Genomic DNA, 13368 nt, shown 5'->3' with positions numbered 1-13368 from the left:
CTTGCTTTCAGGCTGATTGTTAAATATCTACCCACAGATTTCGGTCATTAGTTCCTTGAAGGAGTTAAGACTTCACTATCACCAAAGCCTTTTAGATAGTTTGATTTCAAAAAAGTTGTGATGTGTTGAGTCAAATTCAGTGCTTCATTGAACTCTTTTGATTCCTGTAGTGCTTCGTATAGTGAACGAATTTCTTGTGGTGACAGGTTTGTGAATGTACGCAACTCGGTAATATCTAATCTCCGGTTAAACTCATTAGCAGTATGTCGCCATTGATGTATAAGCGAAAACAACTCTCTATCTTGACGTTCTGCAAAAACATTAGATGCGATCGCAGTTTCGGTAACAGATATAATTAATCGCGGAAAGACTATTGGTCGTCCCGGCTTATGCGAGTTTGGGTTGAAGCGGCTATCAGATAAAATTACCTCATTTGATCTGCACTCATTCAGTAAAGCACGCAGAAATTCTATCCTCTTTTCGTTAGCTGATGCCCATCGTTCGCCAAAAATCCCAGTAATTGTTGCTAATAATCCCAAGCCTGTCAGTAGTGACTCAAAACTTCCTCCCTGAGTCCACCAGACGGCAGCTAGAATAAATCCTAGAAGTAAAGGGAAAAACGTGATAAAGGTTACTAAGTTTTTCATACTCATATCACATCTTACCGTTTAGACCATATACTATTTGCTACAGAAGAATTCTTGTTAATTCCTGAAGAGTCAGGGGCAACTAAGATTAAATCCATACCAAATCCATTCTTCAAACGTGGTTCCAATACTGTATGTAGCCTATCAACAAGCACTAGCTTACTGTCTGATATAGCTTTGTCGATACCATTAGAAGTATATTTCCGAGTTAGAAGCAAACGAATCGTATCTTGGTCTTCAAAATTCATTACTGACCGGTCAGGTAACACCACTTCAATTTTGTTTCCAGTGAGGTTACGATACAGGATTTTTATTAAAATTCCTCTATCAGTCTCTATAGAACCATCAAAAAATACACTATTCAAATCGATATGTAAATCAGTGTTTTGCAGCAAGGCACTTGTGACAAACTCTTTAAAAGACCTAGTTTTAGCGTACTCTTTCGCTGCCTTTTGGGCTGCTTCTTCGCTTAAATCTTCAGTGGTTGCTACTTCTAGGAGTAGCCTATCCTCAGGTCGCATTAACTTAGAAAGACTTTCCAGCAGTTCTGTATCTCGTTGAAAATTAGCTAATGTGTTTCCCAATAGAGAAAATAGTACAGGACTATCATTGATGACTTTATCTAGTAGTTTTCGTAATTTGTCAACATTTCTCTCGATTGAAAAGTCAACTTGAATTGGCAGCACATGACTACCTTGCAATTGTGAACCTCGAATTGACCGTTGCACACCTAGCCTTAACATCTCCGAACTCATATCAACTGGAAAATAGAGTAAATCGGGATTTGAGTTGAGTAATAAACTTAAAATATTTTGGTCTTTTTCACCTGTGCCGACACCTAAACTTACATAATGATATTTCTGATCTCTGATATTATTAGAATGAATTTGATGCCATCGATATCTAAAAGACTCTATACTCTCTTTCATCACGAGATAGAATCGATCATTGCAAGCATGATCCCATGCGATCGTTGGGCCTATTCCCCAATAGGAAAAACCAGATAAAATCTCTTTTCCATCGCCTGTGGTGGAAAATTCGCCTCTCAATTCCTGCGTGAGTTCTGCAAGTTTGTTAGATTGATCTTCCCCTATAAAGCAGAGAGTCCACCCTAAACCGGGTTCATTGATGGAATTCTCCAGTAACTTCACAAAATTTAAAGATCCCATGTTGAGCCTCGTTTCTTGAGCAGTTTATCTGATTAATCTCCCGCAGATGTCTAGAAGCCATCAGGTATTAGTTAATACTGTAAAGCATTATGTGTTAAGCTGCTCAGGGTTAACAAAAAGCCTAGGGTAGAGTCTGTAAATACTTTACGACTTTATCAGCCCACGTTCACATCAAAGGGTGCGTTCGGTCTAGGGATTTGGGCATTAAACTACTACAGCACAGTGTAAACCTATGCACCATCTCAATTAACAAGACTTAGGACTTAATAAGGTGCTTAAGCCCTAAATAAAGTTCCGCCACAGTTTACTAGGTACATTTGTCATAGCTTTCTACTTTTATAAAGAGTTATTATCTGAATAATGGAGGCAATTACCGCATTGCAATTTATTGCAAAAATTAACTGGTTATTCCCGATATTGATAAATTATAATGGTTGTGTTTTTTGTGGCAATACACTTTGGATTAGTGAATTTCACACATAAAATTTGCTGTTCAGGTTCGCACAAAAACTTATTTTGTTTACTAGCGTAGTAATGCTGAAAATAATGCAGGTGTTGCTAACAAGTACTTCAACAAATTTATTAACAAAACTTTGTCTCTATAATTGTAAAAGTTTTGAACTAGCATAAAAATAAGTAAGTTGAGGATGAAATCATGAAAATTGGAATTGATAGTGGGCACAATTGTCCACCAGACACAGGAGCTAGAGGAATCAAAGTTGAGGATAATTTAACTCTAGATGTAGGTAATAGAGTTATTGCTAAGTTAAGAGCTTTAGGACATGAAGTCGTAGTATGTAAACCAAGTAGTGCTAGAACAGTAACCGAATCACTATCAAAAAGATGTTCTACAGCTAATGCCAGTAGAGTAGATATTTACGTCTCGATTCATTTTAATGCTTTTAACAGACAAGCCAATGGCACAGAAGTATTTGCAACTAGCGAAAATGGGAGAAAAATCGCTAAACCTGTATTAGATGAAATCGTCAAGTTGGGATTTTTTAATCGTGGTGTTAAGAGTGGTTCCCACTTGTATGTCCTGAAAAATACAAATATGCCTGCGATTCTTGTAGAATGTTGCTTCATTGATTCGCAAAAAGATATGAATCTTTTTAATCCAGAAACAATGGCCAATGCAATTGTTAAAGGCTTAACTGGTAAACTGCCAAGTGCTCCTGTTCCCCCTGTACAAGATGAAGAAGATAATGTAGATGAAACTATTCTCAGACTGCAAAAAGCCTTAAATAGATTCAAAATAACTGATAGAAATGGTAAGGTTTTAGTAGAAGATGGCTTCATCGGGGCTAACACAAAATCTGCCACAGAAAAATTTCAGACAATTGTTGGAGTTCAGCCGACTGGAGTTGCTGATACAACTACATGGAATGCTATCAATCTAATTTTGGCAAAACGAATTATCCGACCAAACCATGCTGGTGGTGGAGTTGTCAGATACTTGCAATACCGTTTAGGAGTTGATAATGATGGCGTCTATGGCCCGCAAACAGAGGTTGCAGTTAAGAACTTTCAAAAGCAAAATGGTTTAGATGCCGATGGTATTATCGGGCCTGCTAGCTGGCAGAAATTAATCGGTTAGACTAAAGCTGTTTGAAGTGTAAAGCGTAAACTACCCACCACTGAACTGAGTATAGGTTCAGTGGGGTGTCTTCATAGTTCAGCTTTTAGTCGGATTAGCCACGGTTTCGTTCTAGCAGTAGCATCATCATCAAACTTAACAAAATTTGCTGCTCTTGGCGATCGCTGAGTTGATCCACAGCTTTGATGATAAATTTTCTGGAGAGGAAAGTGGGGATTTTCTCCAAACGCATCACAATCGTGCCATCAGTTCGGCTAACCAAGTAGACTGGGTTAAAAACATAACCAGTGAACATACCCACAATTGGGATTTCTGCAAAGAGAGCATCAGCAATTTTCACCCACGGATTTTTCTCCTGGATGTTCAAAACAGTCGTGTCGCCATCAAAGATGTCATAACGCGCACGCCAAAGAGATTTTAATCCGCGTCGTTTTACTGAACCAATGTAAGTATCCTTGCTATCGGTAAAGTTATAGCGTGCCGAGAAGTCAATAATGCGATCTGCTTTGATGTAGTATATAGGACGACTTTGTTCAGCATCAGCAAAAACTGTAATTGCTTCCTTGAGCTTGAAGAGTTTCTGTTTGACATAGAAAGCCAAATTACCTTGACCATCAACAACAGATATTTGTGGTGCTAAAGCCCAGAATTTAAAGGTAAGCTCCAGAGGATACTGCATAGTTTTGGGTAAAACATGAAAATTATCATCCTATTAATCCCAATTCTAGGGAAAAAGTAACATTAATCCCAATACAGTTCAGATAAGACCAAAACACTTGTAGAGACGGCGATTTATCGCGTCTTGTAGATACGGCAATTTATCGCGTCTCGAAAACCCACAATTTTGTACAATTAGCCCTTAACCCAAGCGTATTGACATTAATCCTGGTGACTGCTAGCAGCAGTTAAAAAATTTTAGTCAAAAGTGCATAAACAAATAAAGGTCAACCTATTAGGTAAGTGAAGGGGTTAAAACCCAAAACACACTAACACTTAAACATTAGGAAAATGACCATGAAATTCCGTCACTTAACTAGTTCTTTGCTAACAGCTACCGCACTTCTAACCAGTACACTACCAGCTTTCGCCGGCCCTTTTGATGTCAAGTCAACTGGTATCTTCAAACCAGTTACTATTACCCCCGGAGCCGCTGTAGGGAATGCAATTCCTAGTACTCCAACTCCTGGCTCACCTAGCAATCCAGTTGGTAATACTGAAATTCAAGGATTAGGCGACCATCAATCTTGGGTTGACCCGAAAACCCTAGCAAATGACCCCCGCGCTTTGTGCAGTGATGTTGGCTTGGGTAATAGCACCCGCAGCAGTTCTAGCAAACTTGCTTTGGCAAACTTTAACAATACTCGTTCTAGTTCTGCCGAAAGCCACAATGACGGTGGTGGTGGAGGTTTTAGCTTTTTGGGTATTGGTGCTAGCGGTAGTGGTTCTAGTCAAGGTAGTAAAAATAATAGTAATTCCCGCGATCAAAGCAGCAACCGCACAGAGGAAAATAGTAGTAGTTCTTCAACAGTTGTTCAAGGCAGGAATTGCGATGCTTTTGTTAACTCCGCCGCTGCTAGAGATATGAATTACGAAGATAACCTCACCCAGCGCTATGAAATAAAAACTGGTCGTCGGGGACAGCAAGTCAATCAACTGTTGGAAAATAAATAAGCTGTTACTGAAGAATAATTCAGGAGTCAAAGGACAACAAACAATTGCTTTCTTTAGCCGTTAGGAGAGACTATGAAAAACAGGCTAAGAGGGAAAATTATTATCCTGACTACAACCATGTTTTTGTCCATAACATCTTTGGCAAGCGCACAAACTGCCAATCCTTCTCGCACAATTCGTGAGTCTCAAATTCTTCCCTATTTGCTAGATAATCCCAATGAAAACTCGTTGGTAAGAGTGCGTTGTCTTTACATACATAAAAACCGACAAAGTATTAGAGATAACATCCTGCAACCTACTCCTAGCGATCGCAATCACACTGTTATCATTGAAGTAGAGGGAAGTTGTCGCAATTTCAGGATTCGCTCTCAAAACGACTCAGATTTTTCTGATGTCCCCGTTTATCATCCCTACTTAGATGACTCTTGGCTAACCCGTAAAGGTTCTGGATGGTATTGGCTATTACGTTAGTTCCCTTGACCTAAAATAATTAAAAGAGATAACCAGGGCGTAGGAAGTCACCTATGCTGCTGACAGGAATATGTTCAACTTAACCAGATTAACGTTTGATAAATATCAATCGCATTTGGTCATAGGTAATTTCCTATCGCTCTGGTGCTTTTTTGGCGGTGAAGTTTCGCCAAAAGTATAAAAGTAAAGGGCTTTTCAAGCCTATAACAATCATTACTGTTTTGTTGTATAAATGGGCACATTTTTCGCTTGGCTTATTCAACGGAAATTTATATTCTTCTCAATCTCAACCAATCCCCTTCAGTGATTGACATTATCCTTGAGCGCCCGCCGAGCTAACTTTACGTAAGTTTTCACCGTTGCGTAGGGCATCTCTAAATCTTGGGATATAACCTGCAATGATTCTCCCATCTCTCTGCGTGCTAAGATAGTTGCCCAAGTAGAAGCAATTTTATCAGTGCGATCGCCTCCTGTGCGTTTTCGTTGTGCGGTGAATACTGCTGTCAACTCATCAATGCGTTCTCCCAGCAGATTTGTTAGCACCTGAGTCGGTAAGTTTATCTCTGGTTCCACCCAATCTAAGCGAGTTTGTCCCAATCCAAAAGTAGTTTTGTGTCCCGTACCACAGTAGGGAGCCAGTCGAGCCAAAGCATAAAACAACTCGGTAAACTCAGAATTTGCTAAAGCCGCCTTAGTCAAACTACAAGACATTGCCCCTGTGAATCCAGTTACCGAACCCCGCTTGCCAGCCGCCACCTTCACCGACTCCAAGCGATGCTGATGGATAATTACCCCTTCATCTATCCAATCGAGAAAAGCTTCTTGTGCAATTGGGATTCCTGAAAAGTCATTCCAGCGACGCAGATAGCTGTGAAAGAGATTTACTGGCACCGGCAGGGGGAAATGATGACCCTTGCGGCGAAAGCTGGTAGGCGAGACAAAGCTGAAGTTAACATTAGAGGGTTTCTCTGGCTGTGACTGCAATAATTGCGCGTAGGTAGTGGGTGGATGGGCGATACTCACCTGTTTTATTTGCAAGGGAGCGCCTCTTAAGTCCAGAATTTGGGGCAATTGGGTTAACCATTGTTTGAGAAACTGCACCACTCTTGGAGACAAAGCATTAACATGCCAACAGTAAATTTGCTTGGCTTCCAATTGCAGTTGTCTTCCACTGGCGAGGAGTTGACCTTCCAGCGCCGAAATATTGAAGGGCTTTTCTGACTCTCCGTCATGGAGATATGCAGAAAGTTCTGGGTTGAATTGCCTTACTTGGTCAAGAAACCAGGCATGGAGTCCAATGGTGTATTGAGAGTAGAGGGAAGTGGAAGTGGTTGGCTCAAGTTCAAACACTAATCCCACCAGTTCAGTGTCATCTGCCCATGTGGGAAGAGACTCTGGCTGTGTCTCGGTTTTGCGTCTAGTGGATATAGCTGCTTTTGGCATCGCTAATTGCTATGCAAATGATGTCAAATATTGTAATCATTTTCCGTCCCCTTTAGGGGAAGAAGATGCATTAATCTAATTATTGTAGTTATCAACCTTAACTTTTTAAGAAAGTCAAGTTAATGCTCAAGATAATTAACCATCACTCAAATTGAGCAAGAAAAATCTCTTCGTTAGGGAAATGAGCTACTAGTTTTAGATTTCCACCAAGAGCCTTGATATAACGTGAGAGGGCGGAAACTTGAATATCCTGTTTGTTCTCCAACTCCGAGAGAGTAGACTCAACAATGCTGAGGTCTTTTTCTAAATCATCCTGCGTCAGTCCCAAGGACTCTTGTACTTCTAAAAGGGCAAGATGAAGTAGCATGATTTGAGCGCGAGTTTTGCTCTCTGCCCTCCTTTCAGGTGTCATTCTCTTTCGCAATTCACTAAAAGGCTTTGTTTTCATATTAATTGTTCATCTTTAAACTCTTTTAATACTTCTTGGTAGATTCATTTCTGAGTTTAGTCCCCTTGCGGGGAAGCAGTGAACTCTGACATAACAGTATTTTCACCTTATAGAAACCTGTTTCAATCCCTTTGCAGGGGGGAAATTTATAAATGAAACAAAGGTCTCTATAGGGGTTAATATTAGCAGCAATCAAAATTTAAATCAAGCTGTCACAATGTGAAAGCAGCAAAATCTTACTGTTGATGTATGCCAAGTCACTAACTAATCTTCCTCATCATTCTCTAATTCTTCAAGTAGTTCATCTAGTGTCTGAGGTTTAAGTGTACCCGACTCTGCTTCTTCCAAAGCAGCAAATAGACGAGTTGCATTTTCAGGAGAACTAAGTAGATAAAGAGTTTCTTTCATGCTAATTAACTCGTCAGCAGCAATAATAGCCACATTTTCACTACCTTCTCTTTCAATAATCACGGGATCGCGGCTTAAAACAACTTGATTGCAAAGTTCGTCTAGATTAGCTTGAGCTTCAGCATAATTTATTTTTTGACAAATGTTGGACATTTTCCTAAATACCTTAAACAGCTATGGTTTCTACTACAAGGATCATAGTTAAAATCATCCAAGAATTGAAAGCATCTAACAATGAAACCAACCAGAACCGAGAGTGAACCTGCTCTGGCTGGCAATAAACACTACAATTTCAGTTACTTATTTCTGGAATTTAGACTAGTAATGGAAGCGAGCTTGGAGAAAATAAATTGTGTCGTTTGATACTGCATACACAAGGCGGTGTGTGCCGTTTATCTGACGCGAACGTTTTTTGTAACCTTGATAATACTCATGTATTAGAATTTCTGGATTCCCTTTCCCGATACACTCGAAAGGTTTCGCTTGAATTTCACGTATTAGTTCCTGAATGCGGTTATACTTTGCTGGACAGTGCTTCTTCCAGTATTTCAGGTCTTCTTTAAATTGCTTAGTGAAGAAGTGTGAGTATTCTGTCATAGCTGTATTACCTTTTTGCAAACAGGAACTATACGGTGAATTAACAGTTAAATCAGAGTTAAGGTTGATACCTGGTGGATGATGAACATTTGTAGCTGCTTCCAGGGGTGGAGCAGTTACTTGTGAATATTTTGGTTTGGACATTTTTCTTGTTGAAATAATAAAAAGGCACAATTATACATATGCCTTCCCTTCTATATTAAAGCTGAAATAAAAAAATTATTTTATTTACCCAACTAATTTTACTTTTTTGATACTTCCGTCTTCCTTAATGTCCACAATCTCTACTTTGACTATTTGCCCCTCACAAAGAGATTGTGCCTTTTTAGGTTCTTTCTCGGTTAGCTTAATCGTCCCCAAAATTTCATAGGTGACTTTGATACCATTGATTTTGGTCACTGTTGCCTCTAATATCTGGTCAACTTTAAAATTTTGGGATTTAGCAACTTTGCTAATTTCCGCTTGGCGGGGTGACTCAAAAGTAGCTGTGCTGGGAGTTTGAATTTCTCCAATTGGCCCCGCATCTTTGTAGTAACGCATCAAACGAGATACCCAGCCTAATATTTGCAGTATTGTGTAGGCATCTTGAACATTTTTGAGATAATCACCACAAGCTTTATCGATACTGCGGTAATAATCTGGGGTTCTACCACTGTGCCCAATTTGTTTACCATTACTCACTAAGGTTTTCAGATATTTGAAAAACCTGGAATTAGCATCTGGTTGGTGAATAGATGCACGGAGATAAGCAATTGTTTTACCTAACTCGTTAACATCTGTATTTTCTTTTACCAGTGTTTGAGCGATCGCATGGGCAATTTCCCACTGTGCATCTGTCAGAGTTTCGGAGGTAAATTCAACCATAGTCATAATTAATACATTCCAGATGGGGGTTCGCGATCGCTTGGATAGCGCAGCACAGCTTTAAGTTCGTCTAGTTGGGGTTGCTGAATCAAGCGCGAGTAAGCTGCTTTGATTTGTGTTTGCATAAACTGTTGTAAAGCATCCCCCATTAACTCATCAAACTCATTCAGTTGATAGGCAGAATATCGCTTTTGCAGACTTTGCGATCGGGCAATTTTGTCTATACTGACTGTCATAGTTCCCATGCCAATCGGTTTACCGCCACCTACTTTTAAAGCGATAGGACATTTAGAGTCTTGTCCTAAGACAATTAACAAAGTTCCTAACTCTTCTGGTAGCAAATTCTTAAAATTTAATTTAGTTTTGAAGATATATTCTCTTCCCGCTTGCTGTACAGGAATACCAGAATTTTGCCCTTTATCAATTGCTCTAATTGTGTTGTAGTAAAATTTTCGTCCTGCAACTCTACCTTGAATAAAGTATGCACTACTTTCATCTGGGCGGGGACGATACAAGGAAGGCATAAATCCTGTAGAAAAGCCCATGTTTTCACATTTAGCATCGTTGAAATCAAGCAAACCTTGCCAATCTAATGCACCAAATACTCGACTAGCTGGGCAAAGTTGTTCTTTGTTGCGACAAGGTAAACGTTCGGTAGGGATTTGACTTCTATATTTATTAGTAATTACTGCTAAAGTGCTGTTAGTAATTGCCTCATACACAGACCTGATGCAGCCTTTAAGGGAACTACCTTGTATTGAGAGCTTTTGGTCAATACCCTGTACCATTGTTTTGATTAAGGGAATGCGATTGTTGCCAATGTCGCTACCCATGAAAACTACCCCTGTGGAGACGTGGAGGGATGTCTGCACTTTTAGGGTAAGATATAAAGTGCCATGCAAGCGATCGCTAAAATATTTGTGATGTCCAACAGGACGCTGTAAGTTAGGGCGTTCTTTGGGAAAAGAGACGAATTCATAAGGTTTCGGTGCAAGTTCAGGCGATGAACCTCCACTACTAGAACGATTAGGTCTACTTGGTGGCTGAGGTCTTTGAGGACGGTTACTAGTCATATTTATTTTTTAACTGTGAGAGCAACAAAGTGTACCGTTGCCGTTTGTTTATCGATAAAATAGCGCTGGGCAATATCCAATTTTTTAGAGGGAAAACCTTTAGGAAAACGAGTTTCAGTAGAAGAATATAAATGAGCATCTCGGTCTTGAGTCTGCCACTCTTCACCTACTTTTGCAAAATCAGGATATTCACCAGCTACACTCAAAAGTAGAACTTCATAACTATCCTTGCATTTTAGCTTCCATCTCAGTTCAAAATTTTGATTAAACATCTGGCCCTCAATCATGGGAAAGTCAGTTTCTATGGGTGCTATTTCCCAATCTTTACTAACTTTATGAGTCCAGCGTAAGAAGTAATAGCTAGGTTGAGTTGCCAATTTTGCGATTAACTTTAGCAATTTAGGTAGTGATAAAGATTCTTTGCTAACACCAACAAAAGGATTCATCTTGACCCCACAAGTAGACTACTCCAAGACCTAACGCCTCGCTCAAATAAATCATTAACAGTACCTTCTCGCCAAGTGAGTTGCACACCAAAACCCAAATCCATTTCTTGTGCAGCAACAGGTGTATCTTGGCTATCTGGTTTAGGGAAACTATATAATTTTGCTTCTTCAGATTCTAAAAATTCTCCAGCACCTAAAAGAAAAGTATGAGGCCATTGCTTTTGACTACCAAAGGCGTTAATTTGTTTATCTTTCAATTCACAACCTGGATATTGCACCACGGCTTGATTTAATTTCACCTGCACAGTACCTAATCCGCGAGATTTGGCAAAACCTAAACCAAACCAGCCATCATTCAAGTCTCGCAACACTAAACCAATTAAACCTAATTGTGCCAAAGTGAAATTTTTCAAATGAATTTTTGTGTGGAATTCCCCAGCAGTACAAACTTGATAATTGAAAGGCCCAACAGCTACAGAACCAAATACTCTATCAATTGCTACACCATTACGTTCTTCAATTTTGAGAGGCTGAGATTTATCAGGATAAGCATCTTCAATTCTGACTCGGCTAGCAATGGAAGTATTACCAAACATTTGGTCTGTAAAACTAGAAAGTTTGTAAATATCTGATGCTGATTTTTTCTGGAGATAATCGTACTTATCACTCAACGGATCATTAGCCCAAAGTATATCTGAATTATTTGGATTGCGTCTTTCTTTACCCACCGTTCTCACAATCCTTTCTGCATGAGCGCGAATTGCACCTTTTAAACTGCTTCCAGGTAAATATATAGAACGTCCACCAGCATGATAGGTTTCTACAAATTCCATATCAGGCTTAGTTGGATCGGCTCCTTCTTTACCTGATTTGATAAGAATTGGCCCATCGGGAATAATACTTAAATTAATGGTGCAGTGATTAACAAATTTTTTGTGCATGACTGGATTTATTGGGGCAAATATACAGATTAAGCTGCTACTAAAGTATTTAGCTGTGCTTCACACTGTTGGAAGATAAAATTAACAGCAGCAAATAGCTTATCTAGTTCGTAAATGGTGCAAGGAGTGACATTTCTAGTAAATATTTCTCCTTCTAATTTGCCAAATTGCCATGTTGCACCATTAGAAACAAGACCAAAAATGACTATTTGATATTCTCCATTTAGTCTTTGAGCAGCAATCATTTCTGCTAAACATTGCGCCCAACCTGCTTCAAAGTTGTCTTGTTTTGCTTCAATTAAGATAAAGTATGGCTTGTCAAAGACAACTTTACCCAATGGTGAACGTTTAGCTAAAATATATTCAGGAAAACCAGATAAATTTTCATCATAATTTAAGGATTGATGACTCCATAAAAGAAAATAATGACGGTAGGTTTTCCAAATTTCTTTGAGTACGGGATAAATCAGATTTTCACAAATAGCAAACTCCGAGTTATCAACGACAGCATCCCGCATCATCAATTCTAAATCCTCGCGGAAGTAATCAGGAATATTGAACTGAACTTCACTAATGAAATTTGATTCTGTATAGGTGACTTGAAATGCTTTGACAACTTCACCAATGGTTTTGAAACTACTGAAAGCCATGTTGACCTCTTCAAGAATTTTGTGTTGCTTCAACCGTAGAACTCTTATTCATATTGTCTCTTAAATGATTGATGAGAGCATGAGTCCAAGTCTCTTTGGATTGCTTACCGTCTTCATAACTCGATATGTCATCGATTGTATTACTGCTGACTAATTCTTGTAAGTATGCCAGTAATTTTTCTGGATCGTTATTGACATCAAACCAGCGCATTTTGTCAATTTCTAGTTTAACGACACCCAAGCCACGCGATCGCCCCCCACCTAGAGGTATTTGTTCTGTCTCAAACTGGTGTAACCCAATCATTAACAGTCCCAATTCCCATTCTTCGGCATTTTCTACCACAGCCCGAAATTCAAACTGTGTACTAGCAGGAACTACTTGAAAATCGTAAAGTTTACCATCTGCGGCTGTTTCGGTATCTCGGTCGATGGCTACACCGTCTCTTTCTTGGTATTGTCCAAACCAAGTATCAGATATCACTGTTAAATCCCGTATTTGGAATTTGCTAGCAATCCAGGGTGAACCAAAGAGACGAGAAGCTAGATCAGTCTGGTTGATAACTTCTCTTGTCAAAGCTTCGTCATTATCATAATTTTCTTTTAACTGCTTCATTTCCTGGGATGTGATTGACCATTCATTTTCGATTGCTGGATTTGCAACCAGTTTGCGATTATTTCCGACAATACCTCTGAGGAAACTTTCTAGGCGCGATCGCAATGCTCCTTTAAAGCTCGAACCCGGTATTAAGGGATTACCCAAGGCATCTTTAATAACAGGTAAATCAGATCCTATTGGTTCACTGGAGCGTCCTGCACTGATGCGTAATGCTGTAATTGTGGTGAGTTTACCTGTGATTTCTAGGCGATTTTTGAAAATGTCAAACATAGTTTAATTAATTATTTTCTGCAAGTTCTTTGTGTAGATACAAGGCTATAGTATTTG

At 39.3% G+C, this 13368-nt stretch carries 16 protein-coding genes; 3 read left to right on the top strand and 13 right to left on the bottom strand.

Annotated elements, in window-relative coordinates; all coding sequences use genetic code 11:
• Positions 1–47: 47 nt before the first annotated feature.
• Both A4S05_RS20575 and A4S05_RS20570 read right to left on the bottom strand, forming a co-directional pair.
• Entirely contained in the window at positions 48–647 is a 600-nt protein-coding gene (locus A4S05_RS20575; protein WP_069071659.1) for a hypothetical protein, read from the bottom strand.
• A 14-nt stretch (positions 648–661) separates the two neighbouring features.
• Positions 662–1816, bottom strand: coding sequence for an L-histidine N(alpha)-methyltransferase (locus A4S05_RS20570; protein WP_069071658.1), 1155 nt, complete (start codon positions 1814–1816; stop codon positions 662–664).
• A gap of 655 nt (positions 1817–2471) precedes the next feature.
• Between A4S05_RS20570 and A4S05_RS20565 the strand changes: the two genes are divergently transcribed.
• On the top strand, positions 2472–3413 hold the full coding sequence (locus A4S05_RS20565; RefSeq protein ID WP_069071657.1) for an N-acetylmuramoyl-L-alanine amidase: 942 nt from the start codon (positions 2472–2474) through the stop codon (positions 3411–3413).
• Positions 3414–3507: 94 nt separating this feature from the next.
• Here A4S05_RS20565 and A4S05_RS20560 read toward each other — a convergent pair whose 3' ends face one another.
• Positions 3508–4092 carry an LURP-one-related family protein gene (locus A4S05_RS20560; RefSeq protein WP_069071656.1) on the bottom strand — a complete coding sequence of 195 codons (585 nt, stop codon included), beginning with the start codon at positions 4090–4092 and terminating at the stop codon, positions 3508–3510.
• Positions 4093–4427: 335 nt separating this feature from the next.
• On the opposite strand from A4S05_RS20560, the gene A4S05_RS20555 reads away from it, so the two are divergent.
• Positions 4428–5084: a hypothetical protein gene (locus tag A4S05_RS20555; RefSeq protein WP_069071655.1), complete on the top strand. Its 657-nt coding sequence runs from the start codon at positions 4428–4430 to the stop codon at positions 5082–5084.
• 72 nt (positions 5085–5156) lie between these two features.
• Positions 5157–5555 (top strand): hypothetical protein, encoded by a 399-nt coding sequence (locus tag A4S05_RS20550; RefSeq protein WP_069071654.1) that lies wholly within the window; start codon positions 5157–5159, stop codon positions 5553–5555.
• Between the two features lie 300 nt (positions 5556–5855).
• On the opposite strand, the gene cas6 is transcribed toward A4S05_RS20550, so the two are convergent.
• From cas6 to csx7, 10 genes are all read right to left on the bottom strand, one after another.
• A complete protein-coding gene (gene cas6 / locus A4S05_RS20545; RefSeq protein WP_069071653.1) occupies positions 5856–6998 on the bottom strand; it encodes a CRISPR-associated endoribonuclease Cas6 in 1143 nt (380 codons plus the stop codon).
• A gap of 142 nt (positions 6999–7140) precedes the next feature.
• Entirely contained in the window at positions 7141–7446 is a 306-nt protein-coding gene (locus A4S05_RS20540) for a helix-turn-helix domain-containing protein (RefSeq protein WP_069071652.1), read from the bottom strand.
• A gap of 264 nt (positions 7447–7710) precedes the next feature.
• Positions 7711–8007, bottom strand: a complete 297-nt coding sequence (locus tag A4S05_RS20535) for a type II toxin-antitoxin system Phd/YefM family antitoxin (RefSeq protein ID WP_069071651.1) — start codon at positions 8005–8007, stop codon at positions 7711–7713.
• A 165-nt stretch (positions 8008–8172) separates the two neighbouring features.
• Positions 8173–8595 (bottom strand): Txe/YoeB family addiction module toxin, encoded by a 423-nt coding sequence (locus A4S05_RS20530; protein WP_084227177.1) that lies wholly within the window; start codon positions 8593–8595, stop codon positions 8173–8175.
• An 84-nt stretch (positions 8596–8679) separates the two neighbouring features.
• Positions 8680–9321, bottom strand: a complete 642-nt coding sequence (locus A4S05_RS20525; protein WP_069071650.1) for a hypothetical protein — start codon at positions 9319–9321, stop codon at positions 8680–8682.
• Between the two features lie 2 nt (positions 9322–9323).
• Positions 9324–10388, bottom strand: a complete 1065-nt coding sequence (locus A4S05_RS20520; protein WP_069071649.1) for an RAMP superfamily CRISPR-associated protein — start codon at positions 10386–10388, stop codon at positions 9324–9326.
• A gap of 2 nt (positions 10389–10390) precedes the next feature.
• Positions 10391–10834 (bottom strand): hypothetical protein, encoded by a 444-nt coding sequence (locus A4S05_RS20515; protein WP_069071648.1) that lies wholly within the window; start codon positions 10832–10834, stop codon positions 10391–10393.
• Positions 10831–11775, bottom strand: a complete 945-nt coding sequence (locus A4S05_RS20510) for an RAMP superfamily CRISPR-associated protein (protein WP_069071647.1) — start codon at positions 11773–11775, stop codon at positions 10831–10833. Before A4S05_RS20510 ends, A4S05_RS20515 begins: the two co-directional genes overlap by 4 nt.
• 29 nt (positions 11776–11804) lie before the next feature.
• On the bottom strand, positions 11805–12425 hold the full coding sequence (locus A4S05_RS20505; RefSeq protein WP_069071646.1) for a hypothetical protein: 621 nt from the start codon (positions 12423–12425) through the stop codon (positions 11805–11807).
• A 10-nt stretch (positions 12426–12435) separates the two neighbouring features.
• The gene (csx7, locus tag A4S05_RS20500; protein WP_069071645.1) at positions 12436–13311 is read right to left on the bottom strand and encodes a type III CRISPR-associated RAMP protein Csx7; all 876 of its coding nucleotides are present in this window, start codon (positions 13309–13311) and stop codon (positions 12436–12438) included.
• Between the last annotated feature and the right edge of the window lie 57 nt (positions 13312–13368).

The sequence above is a fragment of the Nostoc sp. KVJ20 genome (assembly GCF_001712795.1).
Lineage (GTDB): Bacteria > Cyanobacteriota > Cyanobacteriia > Cyanobacteriales > Nostocaceae > Nostoc.
Note: the sequence above shows the minus strand (reverse complement) of the source record. Positions and strands in the feature narration are given on the sequence as shown.